The following is a 13,347-nucleotide window of genomic DNA, read 5'->3' as shown; positions in this document are numbered from 1 at the left end:
GCGCCGTTCAAGCGAAAACAAATTTCTTGTCCAGCCAATACTTGGCGATATATCCGATCACGAGCCCCACGCCGCCCCCGGTAAGCCGCGCGGCTTCCGTGCCGAACACATGGTCGGCGCCGAATTCGAAGCCCCAGAAAATCAGCGTCGTCGCGCCGCCCATCGCGGTATAGAGGATGAAGCTCTGTATCCCGTGCGCGATATCGCGATGCTCGAAGCGGAAGATCCAGAACTTGTCGAGGAAGAACTTGACGGCTAGCCCCACGGCCGTCCCGACCAACACCGAAATCGCCACCGCATATGGGATATGCGCGGCCATCACGAAGAGCTTCTGCGAGCCGAGATTCGCGGCGATCGAAATCGCGGCGAAGATCGAATAGAGAACGACGAGTCGCGAGCGCGTCATCGAAGGCGGCATCGGTTGAACTTGACTCATAGCGACGCCCGCTTGAACAGGAACTGCGGCACGTTGCGGATGATCGACATGATGCCCCACCAGAACCACGGGGTATAAACGACGTTCGTTTTCTTGTCGATCGCCTTGACGATGTCCTGCGCGACCTTCTCCGCGGTCGCAACGAGCGGCCCCGGCAGCGGCAAGCCAGCCGTCATCGGGGTAGCGACGAAGCCCGGCTTGATCGTCAGCACATGCACGTTCACCTTGAACAGCCGCGCGCGCAATCCTTCGAGAAACGCCGACAGTGCAGCCTTCGCGCTGCCATAAAGATAATTCGACGGCCGCCCGCGATCCCCCGCCACCGACGAAATTACCGCCAGCACGCCATGCCGCTGCGCCTCCAGCACGTTCGCGTAGACCGTCAGCAGCGCGATCACCGATACCGCATTCGTATTGAACTCACGCACGGCGACCGCCGCATCGTTCTGGCACGCCTGCTGGTCCGGCAGCGTGCCGGGCGCGACGAGCAGAATGTCGATCGACTGCAATTCCGCGACGCTGCGCTGGACGATCGACGCATGCTCGTCGAGCTTGTCGATGTCGAGGTGATGGCAGGTGGCGACGGCGCCGCGCGCGCTCAGATCTGCGGCGACCTGTTCGAGCCGCTCCCCGTTGCGCGCGACGAGGAAAAAGCGCGCGCCTTGCTCCGCCCACTGGCGGGCGCATGCGATGGCGATGGCGGATGTGGCGCCCACGATGACGATATTCTTCATGACTGGATCATGCGTTCCCAAAAGCGCGACAGCATCGCCGGGTCGCGCAGCGACTCGAGTTGCTGCCACTGAGGATAAGCCGCGCGAAAATCGGCGGCGTTCATGTGCGCGTCCTTCGCCGGATAGAGTCGCCCACCGGCTTCGCGGACGATCGCGTCGAGTTGTTTGAAGAGCGGCCCGTTGCGCAATTCCTGCTGCGGAAAATCGAGCGCGAGCGACGTCCCTTCGATCGGAAACGACAGCAGCCCCGGCGACTTCACATCGCCGCAGCGCTTGAGCACGGCGAGGAACGATCCCGTGCCGCTCGCCGAGATCCGCTCCAGGATCGCGCGCGTCGAATCGCGCGCGGTGGCGGCGGGCACCACGCACTGATATTGTTGAAAGCCCGGCCGCCCGTAGATGCGGTTCCATTCGAGCAGGCTGTCGAGCGGATAGAAATAGCCGTCGTAGCCGACCCGCGACTGCACCGACGGCTTGCGTTGCCGCCGGTAGTAAAGCTCGTTGAATGCGCGCAGCGTGAGGTTGTTGACGAGCGAGACCGGCGGCGTCAGCGGCATCGTTCGCTTGCGGCGCCGCGCGACTTCGAGGGGCCCGTGCTTCGCGTGATCGCCCACCATGAAAATGCCGCGCCCGAGCGCTGCGCCGCGGCTCAGGCAATCGACCCACGCGACGCTGTATTCATGCTCGGCGTCGAGTTGCGTGGCGAGCTCGAAAAACTCGTCGACGTTGGCGAAGCGGATGCTCGTCACGTCGATGGAACTCGAACGGATCGGCATCAACTGAATTTCGGCCCAGAGGATCAGGCCAGTCAGCCCGAGGCCGCCAATCGTCGCGCCGAAGAGTTCCTCATTGAACGACGGCGTGCATTCGCTCTGGCTGCCGTCGCTGCGCGCGAGCGCGAACGCGCGTACGTGCCGGCCGAATGTACCGCGCACGTGATGGTTCTTGCCGTGGACGTCGTTCGCGATGGCGCCGCCGAGCGTCGCGTACTTGGTTCCCGGCGTGACGGGCAGCATCCAGCCGCGCGGAATCGCGACCTGCAGAATCTGCTCGAGCGTGATGCCCGGCTCGGCGCGCAACACGCCGGTCGTCCAGTCGGCTTCGATGATCCTGTCGAGCGGCAGCGTCTGCACGACGTGTCCCGATGCCGCGAGGCAACTGTCGCCGTAGCTGCGGCCGTTGCCGAACGCGAGCGTCGTGCCGTGCTCGGCATGCACGCGGTGCCAGTTTCGCGCGGCCATGTCGCGCCAGGGAATCGGATGCGGCTCTTGAGGAAAATTCGGGTAGCGGCCCCACGAAAGCAGTGCTGCCATCGATCAGGTCGCCAACCAGAAAACGACGCCGCACAACGCAACCACGATGAGGCTCGTCACGTCGCGGGCGGCGAACACGATCGGATCGTCCTTCATGTTGCCGCGATGTGTGATGATCCACGTCCGGCTGATCCAGTAGAGCAGCAGCGGACACACGAGCCAGATCGCATGCGGATGGCTGTAGAGTCTCGCCGTGTTCACATCCTGCACGTAGAGCGCGAGCACCATCACCGACAAGTAGCCGGACGACGCCCCGAGCGAGGCGAGCAGCGGCAGGTCGCTTGCGAGATAACCGCGTCCGCGTGCCGAGGTGCGGCCTTCCTTCTGCATCAGATGAATCTCCGCGTAGCGCTTGACGAGCGCGAGGCTCAGGAAAAGGAACATCGAGAACGCGAGCAGCCAGAACGTCAGGTTGACGCTGATCGCCGCCGCGCCTGCGATGATACGCGCCGTATAGAGCGCCGCCAGAAGCACTACGTCGATCATCACTTGCTTCTTGAACGCGAGCGAATAGGCGAGCGTCACCACGTAGTACCCGGCCAGCACGGCGCAAAAACGCCACGGCAGGAAAACTCCGGCGAGCGTGAACGCCGCGATCAGCAGTATCGGGAAGAGCAGCACGCCCCATATCAGCGGCATCGCGCCGGACGCGAGCGGCCGATTGCGCTTGACGGGATGATGCCGGTCGTCGTCGAGATCGACGAGATCGTTGAGCAGATACACGCTCGACGCGCAGAGCCCGAACGCAAGAAACGCGATCAGCGCCATCACGACGAGTGGCAATTCCGCGACGTGATGCCCCGCGAGCAGCGGCACGAAGATCAGCACATTCTTCAGCCACTGATGCAGACGTAGCGACTTGGCCCACACCTTCAGCGACGGCGGCCGGTTCTCGAACACGCGTTCAACGTTGCCCTGCTTGCGCGCCGCGCGCTCGACGCCCGAATGCGGATTCACCACATACGCGCGATCCGCCGACTGCCACACGGACACATCGTCATGCGAGTTGCCGACGTAGTCGAAGCCTTTCTCACCGTACTCCGCGACAAGCGTATCGCGCTTGGCGTTAGCCGACAGGTTCGTATGCTCGTTGGTGGCGAACACCTTGTCGAAGATGCCGAGATGCTCGGCGATGCGGCGCGCGAAGCTTTCGTGGCTCGCGGTCGCGAGCGCGAGCGTGCGCCCGGCGGCGCGCTCGTGGCTCAGCCAGTCGATCACCTGCTTGTCGTAGGGCAGCACGGTGACGTCGATGTCGGCGTTCTCCGCGAGCCGCGTCTTGAGCGCGGACTTGCCGCCGTTCGCGAGCCATTGGAACGGCTGATAGAAGCGCAGCGGCGTGGACTTCAGGAAGGCAAAGCCGCTCTCGACAAGAACGTCGGAGTGAATCAGCGTGCCGTCCAGATCGACGACGATGGGTTTGCTCATTCGATCCGCCGTTAAGTGTGAAGAATGAGATCGGACTGAAAATCGTACGGGCGTGTGCGTTTAATTGCGCTTAGGAAAGCACGGGCCATTGTGGCTGTGCGAATTGGCTCCCTGGGTGCGGTTGGACACAAAGAAGCGAACTGGGCCGTATGTCAACCAACATACGAAACTCCCGCGACACTCATGCACCGTAAGCGATCAAATTTCGCGTCATTAAAAATCGCGCGCGGTTTCGGCGGAAGGGCGCAAATCGAAGGGCTTTTCACGCTGATTTACCGTTCCGGGAGCATAATTGCCCGTTCGATGCGACAAATTTGCCGATTCGGCTTAAACGAGATGGCACAGCCCAATACGCTCGATGAAGTTTCCGCGTTGACGCACGCGGGTTCGCTTTTGTCGGCGGATGGCGAGATCGTCGCGCCTTACGACCTTGAAGTCGCCGATGCGCTCACTTCCGGTTTTCGACCACTTCCGGCGGTCCTCAACGCGGGAATCGCCGCTTTCGCTTGTGATTACGCCTCGCAACGCAACCTACATGTCATCAACGGCATGGGCGTGACGCTCGGCGATTCGATCATCGGACTTACCGCGCTTTTCGCGATCAGGAAGCGCCATCCGTCGCTCGGCATCACGCTGTATCGGCCGGCGCGTGCGCCGCGCTACGTTCAGCGTCTCTATGAACTGGCCGCGCCGGCGTTGGGGACGATGGTCGACCTGCCCGTCGCGCTCGATTCGCTCCCGCAAGGCGACCTGAAAATCGACATCGGCAATCATCTCTTCTGGCCCGCGTTCGCCACGCTGCCGATGATCGACTTCTTTTTGTGGGCGCTCGGCGTGGCGCCGTCGGATATTCCTTCTGACGATAAGCGCAATCGCTGGTTGGAGACACTGCCGCTGCCTGAGAGCGAACAAGGCAGCTATGTGCTCTTCTGCCCCAACGCGACCACGCCTGTCCGAAGCATCCCGCCATCGATGCATGCGCGACTCGTCGATCGTCTATGGCGCGAGTTCGGCGTACCGGTTGCAGGCTTCGCCAAGGTCGATCACCCGCACTACACCGACGTCGCATCACTCGCGCCCGATACGGCCGATTTCCTCGCGTGGATCAAGCACGCGCGGTACGTCGTCACGTCCGACACGGCCGCGCTGCACGTCGCAGCCGGCTTCGACGTACCGACAACCGGCTTCTTCACGACGATCCCGCCGTCGATGCGAGCCCGCGACTACGCAAACTGCCACGCGGTGAGCGTGCCGCTGCCGGGCCTCGACGGCATCCAGGCGAGCGCACGCTCGACCGATCTTCAGGCACTCGAACGCGCCTATACAACGCTGCTTTCACGCGATTTCAGCCTGGCGCCCTGACGCAGGCTAAATGGAAGCGTCGTACTATCGTCGTTGATTCCCGACCATAACCATTGCGCGCCAGCCCGCGACGCTCGCGCGCGCCAACAACGGAACTCACGCATGGACCGGTTTCTCGCGATGAAAGTGTTTGCGCGCGTCGTCGAAGCGGGCAGTTTCTCCCGCGCCGCCGACGCGCTGCGCCTGCCGCCCGCCAGCGTCTCGCGCACCGTGCAGGCACTCGAAGCGCATCTGGGCGCGCGGCTCATCAACCGCACGACGCGCAGCATCAGCATCACGGAAGACGGCGAGACCTACTACGAGCGCTGCGTGCGCGTGCTCGGCGAAGTGGACGACATGGAGTCGGCGGTCTCGCAATCGAAGACCACGCCGAAGGGCAAAGTGCGCGTGAGCCTCCCCGCGCTGATGGCGAAGAGCACGCTCATCCCGGCGCTGCCCGATTTTCTCGCGAGCTATCCCGACATCACCGTCGAGCTGAATCTCACCGACCGGCAGGTCGATCTCGTGGAAGAAGGGCTCGACTGCGTCGTGCGCGTGGGAGCGGTCGTCGACGAGACGCTCGTCGCGAAGCGCATCGGATGCTACTCGCAGATCACGTGCGCGTCGCCGGGGTATATCGAGAAGTACGGCGAGCCCCAGACGCCCGACGATCTGGATAATCACCTCGCCGTCGGCTACGTGCTGAACAATAGTCGCGTGCGCAACTGGGAGTTCGTGTCCGGTGGCGAGACGCGCGTGATCGCGATGCGCAACCTCGTCGCCGTCAACGATGCCGATTCGTACTTTGCTTGCGGACTCGAAGGGCTCGGCTTGATCCAGGGATCGAGTTACACACTCGAACAGCATCTGAAGAGCGGCGCATTGCGGGAAGTACTGAAGGCGTATCCGTCGTATCCGCGCGTGGTGTCGATTCTGTATGCGGCGAACCGCCATCAGCCGCGGCGGGTGCGTGTGTTCATCGACTGGCTGGCGGCGTTGTATGCGCGCCTGCCTTCCTTGCAGGCCGACAAGGCGTGCAGCGAGTCACGCTGACGTTCTTCAGAAGCCGAGCCGCTGACAAAGCCACGGCGAGTAGTGGATGAACATCGCCTGGAACGGCGCGCGATGCCCGTAAGCGATCGACGATACCGCGAGCAGCCCGAGCCCCGCGAACAGCGCGCGCGGCATGCGGCGCGGCTCGCTGAAAAGCCGCTGCAGAAACAGCAGCGCGATCGCGCCGCCGAGCAACCAGCCGGCGAGCACCTCGATGGGGGTGTGCGCATCCTCGACAATCCGGCACACGCCGATCGCCGCCGCGAGCACCAGACCGCACACCGCGCCCAGGCGATGCCACCCGGCACGCGCGCCCGACGCGAGCAGCGCGAGCGACACGGTCCAGACCGATGCCGCGAGCATCGTGTGTCCACTGATCACGCGAAACTGCACCGATTCGAATTCGAGCCCGCAGCCCGCATAAAGAAACTTCGTGACGCCGACGAGCGCCATGCCCGCCGCGAGCGACAGCAGCCAACGCAGCGCAAGATGCTTGCCGGTCACGCGCAACCAGACCGCGCACGCGAGCGCGAGCGGCAGGAGGAGGCCGGCATCGCCCAGGTTGGAGAGCCAGGTCGTATGAAGCATGCGATCCCGTCAGCGTGTGCTCGTCATGGCGCGTCGAGCTTGCGTCGTCCCGCGAGCCGGTATTCGGTCGGCGAGATCGAGAGGCGCTTGCGGAAGATCTTCGCGAGGCCGTCGCCGCTGCCCGCGCCGCAGCGCCGCGCGATCTTGTCCACCGGCAGGTCGGTCGCGGCGAGCAGCATGCAGCTTGCGTCGAGCCGCGCGCGCAGCAGATATTCCGACGGCGTCAACCCGATCTGCGCCTTGAAGCGGCGCAGGAAATTGCGCTCGCTCATCGCGGCGACGCGCGCCGCATCGGCGATCGTGATCGGCCGCACGTAGTTCTCGCGGATCCAGCGCGCGGCCGCGTCGATCTTCTGGCGCACGCCGCCGCTGTCGGTATCGTCGAGGACGGTCGCGAGCTTTTGCCACGCGCCCGGAATCGAGCGCTCCGACACTTCGCGCGCGACCGCCGCGCCGTAGTCGCGCTTGATGATCGAGAGGGCGGCCGCGATCGGGCCCTTGGGATCGTCGAGCGTCAGCGTCTGTTCGGCGATGACGAGCGAGTTCGCGAGCGCGGACGCAGCCGCAGGCTCCTCGGCGAAATCGAGCGAGCGGTTTTGCAGCGTGAGATTGGCGGCGGCGAGAATCTGCGACCCTTCGCCGATCGCCTTGACGAACGGAATCTTCGGCGCGACGCGTCCGAGGCGCTTCCTCAACACGCTGTCGTGCCGCGCGTGCTGCGCGCCTTGACCGCCCGCGATGAAGAGCGCGTCGCAGTCGTTCATCCAGCGGTTTTCGAGGCTCTCGGTCCAGATGCGCATCGAGCAGCTGCTCGCGACGCTGCCGCCATCGCTCGAAAGAAACAGGAGCGAGTAGTTCGGCGCATCGGCGCTTGCCGTGCCGTTCGCGGCCGGTTTGCGAATCTGGTTGGCGAGGGAAAACACTTCCGAGATCGAACTGACCTCGACCAGTGAGAAATCTTCGAAAATCAGAATTCCGATGCGCTTGGCCATGTCACGCGGCGCAGCATCGGATTCGGGCGAGCGCACGACCTGCAGCCGCCCCATACCATTCCCGTATCCCATCGACAGTCTCCAGCGCGAACCGCTTATCGGGAAGTCATCCGTATGCGACGCACTATACGCGGCGAGTCACTGACGCCGCCACGCTAGTCGGAAAATGACGAGGTGTTGGCAGATGGTTTCGATATTCGAGTAATAAGCTGGCCGTTCCAGTGGTCAGACGAATTATTGTTTGCCGGCGCGTCGCATAATCCTCGTGCCGCCTCGCATGCGAAGGCCGCGACACAATCGACGGGGTGATCAGATGCTCAAGGTGAAGAAGGCAGTATTTCCGGTCGCGGGTCTCGGCACGCGGTTCCTGCCCGCGACGAAGGCGAGTCCGAAGGAGATGCTGCCGATCGTCGACAAGCCGCTGATCCAGTACGCGGTTGAGGAAGCGATCGCCGCCGGGATTACGGAGATGATCTTCGTCACGGGCCGCGGCAAGCGCGCGATCGAGGATCACTTCGACAAATCGTACGAAGTCGAAGCCGAGCTGCAGGCGCGCGGCAAGCAGGCGCTGCTCGACCTCGTGCGCAGCATCAAGCCGAGTCACGTCGACTGCTTCTACGTGCGCCAAGCCGAGCCGCTGGGGCTCGGGCACGCCGTGCTGTGCGCGGAACGGATGATCGGCGAGGAGCCGTTCGCCGTGATGCTCGCCGACGATCTCATCGATGGTCAGCCGCCGGTACTCGCGCAGATGGTCGAGGTGTTCGATCACTATCATTCGTCGGTGATCGGTGTCGAGGAGATCAATCCGAACGATTCGCGCTCGTATGGCGTGATCGACGGAAAGCCTTGGGCCGATGGCCTCTTCAAGCTTTCGCGCGTGGTCGAAAAGCCGGAGCCCGAAGCGGCGCCGTCGAATCTCGGCGTGGTCGGGCGCTATGTGCTGATGCCGCGCATCTTCGAGCATCTGCGCAAGCAAAAGCCCGGCGCGGGCGGCGAGATCCAGTTGACCGACGCGATCCAGTCGCTGCTCGCGCACGAACAGGTGCTCGCGCATCGCTTCAAGGGCAAGCGGTTCGATTGCGGCAGCAAGCTCGGCTATCTGAAGGCGACAGTCGAATTTGCGCTTCGCCACCCGGAAGTGGCGACACAGTTCGACGCGTATCTGCGCGAGCATTTCGCGGCGCGTTTTGCGGCGGAGAACGCGGCGGCGGTGGAAGCGGGCAGCGTGGCCGCGCACGCCGCCAACGACGACGATTTGTCGGAAGCGATCGCTTAAGTCGCCTAGCGGAAATACGCCTTCGTGTTCTCGTGAACGTCTTCGCGCCCGAGCAGTTCGTCGGGCAGCAGCCAGGCGTACTCGCTGTGCTGGTCGAAGCGACCGATCGGCACGGTGCCGGAAAGGTTCATCGCGTAGGCGAGCACGATGTAGTGCGTCGAGATGCCGGGCGCGCCCGCGAAATTGTCGCCGTAGCGGTGCTCGAACACGCCGTAAAGCCGTGACGACGACCGCTCTACGCTCGCCACACCGAGTTCGTCGTTGACGATGCGCGTGAACGCCGCGTCGATCGATTCGTCCTTCTTGATGCGCCCGCCCGGCACGAACCACGTGCCCTGAGCGGGGCGATTGCGCCGCTGTCCCACGAGTACTCGCCGCGTGCCGTCGGTGACGATCAGGTCGATCGAGACGAGTGGCGTGAGCCGGACGACGTCCAGAAAATCCGTCTCGCTAAGCATCTTTGCTCCGCTGTAATTATGTGTGTGCCCAGGCGTCGGCCTCCCCGGTGCTGCTTTGGCCGCGCCTTCTTGCGTATGTTGTGTGTCCCGACGCCGCGATCGGGTGAATCGAGTGTAACGCGCGTCGAAAGCGAACACCCGTGCCGGGCACTGGCGAAATACGCCGAAAGATCGCTTTGGCGAGACAGGTTTCTTGCGTGCGCAAAGTCGTGTTTTATGCGCTTAAGAAGCTACTGTGCGACGTATCCTGCGGGCGTCGCCACATTGGATCGCATGAACTGCGCATTGTCGGAAACGACGTATACCGGCGACTCGGTGAGCGCCAGCGCCACGCGTCCGTTCCTGTACGGCATCGTGGTCGCGTTCCCCATCATGTCGAACACGGTCACGTTGCCGGACTTGTCCGGTGCATCGACGGTCAGGCTGTAGTTCGCCGTGTACGTCGAGCTGAAGCCGCCCGCGCCCGGCCATACCGCATTCCGGTGCGTCCACAGCGCCGTCACGACCTTCCCGCCGTTCAGCCGCTGGAACGCATACGCATAAACGCCCTTCGGCGTGCCGTTCACGGCCCCGAGCGTCGTCGTCCCGTCGATGAGACGCGTCATCGCCGCGACGCTCATCGCCGCCGGCTTCGGGCTGATCTGCGTCTGGCCGAATCCGCCTTGCGCGTTCACCAGATCGAAGAACACGCCGTAGCCCACTTCCGGTGGATCGGCGGAATAGAACACGAAGCTCACGTCCGCGCCTTCGCCGAGCAGGATCAGATGCGTGCGCGCGACTACCGCGCCCTGCGCGTACAGCACGTTCGCGTTCGGCGTGTTCGGGCCGTACTTGCTGCCGATGTCGTAGCTCACGCCCGTCTCGGTGACGAAGAGCTTCGCGCCCGGCTTGACGACGTCGGTCATCGTTCGGCGCAGTTCGCGCATCGCGCCGGGGAGCGTCTTGGCCGGATCGCCGCTGTCGGCGAAACGCTCGGGCGGATGCGACGGCGAGGTGCCGATGTCGTAATACCCGTGCGCGCTCACGCCATCCAGATACTTGCCGATGCCGAGCGGCGCGAGGCGCTTCAGCCACGTCGTGTTGGTCGAAAGCTGCGAGAGCGTGAGACCCATGACGACGGCGTTCGGGTCGGTCGCGTGGATCGATTCGTGGGTCGCCTTGAACATCGCGACGAGATTCGCGTCGGAATCGCGCCAGGGCAGGCCGCCCTCGTAGTCCGGTTCCCAGGTCACCTGATAGTAATTGTTCGTCTGCTGCGGAAAGTAGCGCTTGCGCACCGCGTTCGATTCCTCGCCGACGCGCCGCAGATACGCGCGGTATTGATCCAGCGACGCGGGCGCGTAGCTGTGCGTCCGCTCGTGCGTGGGGCTCGCCCAGCCGGGGATGCCGTCGAGCTGGATCAGCCGCAACAGATCGCCGGGCTTGAAGAACGGCGTGAGGTTATCGGCGGCGGCGTTGAACATGTTCGGGCCCTTCGGCTCGGTCATGTACCAGTTTCGGTTGTCGTTGACCCACGTGAGGCCAAGGTTCGGATAGAGCGGCCGATAACCGTCGCCGGAACAGCACGACTCGCCGGGCTTCAGATACGCGGCGCCCTGTCCGCCGAAGCGATGCTGGTCCGGATGCGCGTAGGCCACGGCGGGGAGCGCGGCCGACACGTCGGGCAGCACGCCGAACGTCGCGATGCCGGCGGGCCGCGTGCCGCGCGCCATCAGCGCGATTTTTTTCGACGCGAAACTCGCCGAGATCGCGAAGTAGCCCGCCGTCTGCGTCGTGCAAGACAGCGTGTAGGTGCCCGCGCGCGCCGCGACGGGGAAGCGGCCGCTCGCGCGCACGGTGTTCCAGGCGTCGCGGATCTGCCAGACGAGCGCATCGGCGGCGGTGGGGCGCGCCGTGAACGCGATGCGCACCGGCGCGCCGCGCGCGAACATGCGCGTGCCGTCGCTGCCGGGGGTATCGGCTTCGATCGGATCGCCCGATTCGGTCGCGGGGCCCGGCGCGCCCGGCGCCTTGCAGTCGAGTTGTGGCACGGCGGGCGGCGCGCTTGGCCGCGTGTCCGCATCGGCGACGGGCGCCATCGATGCCGGCCGCGCCCCCGGCCGCGCCGGCGATACCGCCGGGCTCGCGTACCAGCAGCGCTTGTCGGCGCCTGGGGAGGGGTCGTCGAAGGCGGTGTTGTCGCAGACGACCTCGTCCGTGAATTCCTTGACGACGTGCTGGCTCGCCGTGCCGTACATCACGCGCGCCGTGCCGCGCAGCGCGCAGGTCGCGCCTTCGCGCGCGCACGGGAGCCACGTCGTGCCCTCGATCACCATCGATCCCGACGCGGGCGCGGGAGCCGCCGCCTTCTCATCCGACGACGCCCGGTCGCAACCCTGCATCAAGACCGCCGCGATCAAGAGCGAGATCGCGCGGTACTGTTGCGTTTTTGCGACATTCGGTGAGCACGTTCGACGGCGGCGAGAGGGGGGTTTCATAGCGTCCGCAAGTGGAATTCACGACACGGCGACGGTCCGGCAGGCGCTTCTCGGCGCCGTGCTACCAAAATGAAACGTTTTTGCGACGCTTTCGCGAACTGTGCGGTACGTCACGTTTTTGTCCGAGGCCTGTTGCCCATAGCGCCTCGGCCGATGCGTCCGGACCCCACCCGGTCAACCGGGGCACCACCTGCAAACGCACTTCACACGGCCAATCCAGCATAAGTCAGGCGTTTCGGGGCGGCTAGCCGTTGCGCTGAAGGTTGGCGGACCGGGACAGCCTTCGCGGGTCGCGCCTCGGGCATCCGCCAGGCGCCTGATCCACCAAAAATCCAGCGAGTATCAGGAGTGAAACATGGTCCGATGGTCTGGACCGGGTGATCGCATCTTGCCGGTCTGTTCGACGAGAACCAGTAAAAAATGCCGCATCGCAACATGTCCCCGTTACATCATTCATCGGGAGATTAATGGCTCGCTCGGCACGCTCGCTATGACCCTTTGTCACGAATCATATGAAATGCGCCAAAGCGGATGGCGCTCACGCAGTGCGTCAAATAGCTAATGATTGGCGGACGCATCCGTAGACAAACGAACCGCGTATAGGGGACGAGGAGGCCGTGCGGCAGTGGTGCAGGGCAGCATATGCATTCATACAAATCGGACGTGTTATTCACACATATAAAAGCGGCATACGCTATCCCCCGATTAATTCCGACCCCTCTGCCACTCCGATTTTAAAATGACAACCGATTATTATTTAATCGCCCTCTGGCAATTGCGGCGTCAATAAATTGCCTGTCAAAGTTGATTCAGATCGGTAACAAAGGTAGCAAAAATGTTGAATCAAAAGAAAGGAGCCGAATCGATTGGACATTTCAATGTTTCACGGATGAATCAGTTTCTAACGTCTGAAGTTCTGCGTGCGCTAGCCCACAAACCCTGATGGGGCTTGGAGAGCCTTGTCCGACAAGGGATTCTCCGAAGCCAAGCCGCCAGAAAACGCAACCGGACTGGAAACTGCTCTAACCATTCGGGCGGAGATTGCGTTTGCTTTTTGCGCAATGCCGGCTTGTGGCAGGTCGCTGAATTCGGGGAAGCATTTCAATGTGCGTTCCGCCTCATAGCAGAACAGATTTCCCGGCTTCAGCGCGAAAATCGCAAGCGTAAAAAAGTTTGTCTGTTTATGATTCAAGCCAGCGGACCAATTCCGCCAACATCTCGCTTCCATCGGTCACGCGCAGCCTCCGTCAAATC

The 13,347-nt window shown here is 63.5% G+C and carries 12 protein-coding genes; 3 read left to right on the top strand and 9 right to left on the bottom strand.

What is annotated here, in order from left to right; genetic code table 11:
* Positions 1–7: 7 nt before the first annotated feature.
* From AWB67_RS10960 to AWB67_RS10945, 4 genes are read right to left on the bottom strand one after another with little or no spacing between them, the layout of a single operon-like run.
* Positions 8–436, bottom strand: a complete 429-nt coding sequence (locus AWB67_RS10960) for a GtrA family protein (RefSeq protein WP_374729811.1) — start codon at positions 434–436, stop codon at positions 8–10.
* Complete coding sequence (locus AWB67_RS10955) at positions 433–1,170, bottom strand: SDR family oxidoreductase (RefSeq protein ID WP_087656262.1); 738 nt, start codon at positions 1,168–1,170, stop codon at positions 433–435. Before AWB67_RS10955 ends, AWB67_RS10960 begins: the two co-directional genes overlap by 4 nt.
* Positions 1,167–2,483 carry an FAD-binding oxidoreductase gene (locus AWB67_RS10950; RefSeq protein WP_087656261.1) on the bottom strand — a complete coding sequence of 439 codons (1,317 nt, stop codon included), beginning with the start codon at positions 2,481–2,483 and terminating at the stop codon, positions 1,167–1,169. The genes AWB67_RS10955 and AWB67_RS10950 overlap by 4 nt, the downstream gene beginning before the upstream one ends.
* A 3-nt stretch (positions 2,484–2,486) precedes the next feature.
* Positions 2,487–3,908, bottom strand: coding sequence for a UbiA family prenyltransferase (locus tag AWB67_RS10945; protein ID WP_087656260.1), 1,422 nt, complete (start codon positions 3,906–3,908; stop codon positions 2,487–2,489).
* Positions 3,909–4,244: 336 nt separating this feature from the next.
* Between AWB67_RS10945 and AWB67_RS10940 the strand changes: the two genes are divergently transcribed.
* Positions 4,245–5,270, top strand: a complete 1,026-nt coding sequence (locus tag AWB67_RS10940) for a glycosyltransferase family 9 protein (protein ID WP_087656259.1) — start codon at positions 4,245–4,247, stop codon at positions 5,268–5,270.
* 102 nt (positions 5,271–5,372) lie between these two features.
* A complete protein-coding gene (locus AWB67_RS10935; protein ID WP_087656258.1) occupies positions 5,373–6,302 on the top strand; it encodes a LysR family transcriptional regulator in 930 nt (309 codons plus the stop codon).
* 6 nt (positions 6,303–6,308) lie between these two features.
* Here the strand turns inward: AWB67_RS10935 and AWB67_RS10930 are convergent, their stop codons facing one another.
* Both AWB67_RS10930 and AWB67_RS10925 read right to left on the bottom strand, forming a co-directional pair.
* Positions 6,309–6,890, bottom strand: a complete 582-nt coding sequence (locus AWB67_RS10930) for a phosphatase PAP2 family protein (protein WP_087656257.1) — start codon at positions 6,888–6,890, stop codon at positions 6,309–6,311.
* Positions 6,891–6,913: 23 nt separating this feature from the next.
* Positions 6,914–7,954, bottom strand: coding sequence for a GlxA family transcriptional regulator (locus tag AWB67_RS10925; RefSeq protein WP_087656256.1), 1,041 nt, complete (start codon positions 7,952–7,954; stop codon positions 6,914–6,916).
* Positions 7,955–8,195: 241 nt separating this feature from the next.
* Here AWB67_RS10925 and galU point away from each other — a divergent pair, with 241 nt between their 5' ends.
* On the top strand, positions 8,196–9,158 hold the full coding sequence (gene galU / locus AWB67_RS10920; RefSeq protein ID WP_087656255.1) for a UTP--glucose-1-phosphate uridylyltransferase GalU: 963 nt from the start codon (positions 8,196–8,198) through the stop codon (positions 9,156–9,158).
* Positions 9,159–9,163: 5 nt separating this feature from the next.
* On the opposite strand, the gene AWB67_RS10915 is transcribed toward galU, so the two are convergent.
* The 3 genes from AWB67_RS10915 to AWB67_RS39490 all read right to left on the bottom strand — a co-directional run bounded on the left by AWB67_RS10915 (position 9,164) and on the right by AWB67_RS39490 (position 13,285).
* A complete protein-coding gene (locus AWB67_RS10915; protein WP_087656254.1) occupies positions 9,164–9,616 on the bottom strand; it encodes a GDP-mannose mannosyl hydrolase in 453 nt (150 codons plus the stop codon).
* Positions 9,617–9,846: 230 nt separating this feature from the next.
* The gene (locus tag AWB67_RS10910) at positions 9,847–11,997 is read right to left on the bottom strand and encodes a hypothetical protein (RefSeq protein WP_087656288.1); all 2,151 of its coding nucleotides are present in this window, start codon (positions 11,995–11,997) and stop codon (positions 9,847–9,849) included.
* A gap of 1,021 nt (positions 11,998–13,018) precedes the next feature.
* Entirely contained in the window at positions 13,019–13,285 is a 267-nt protein-coding gene (locus AWB67_RS39490) for a hypothetical protein (protein WP_125477574.1), read from the bottom strand.
* Between the last annotated feature and the right edge of the window lie 62 nt (positions 13,286–13,347).

Origin of the sequence: Caballeronia terrestris, assembly GCF_001544515.1 — a bacterium.
Classification (GTDB): domain Bacteria; phylum Pseudomonadota; class Gammaproteobacteria; order Burkholderiales; family Burkholderiaceae; genus Caballeronia; species Caballeronia terrestris.
The sequence above is the reverse complement of the archived record's forward strand: the minus strand, read 5'-3'. Positions and strand labels throughout refer to the sequence as shown.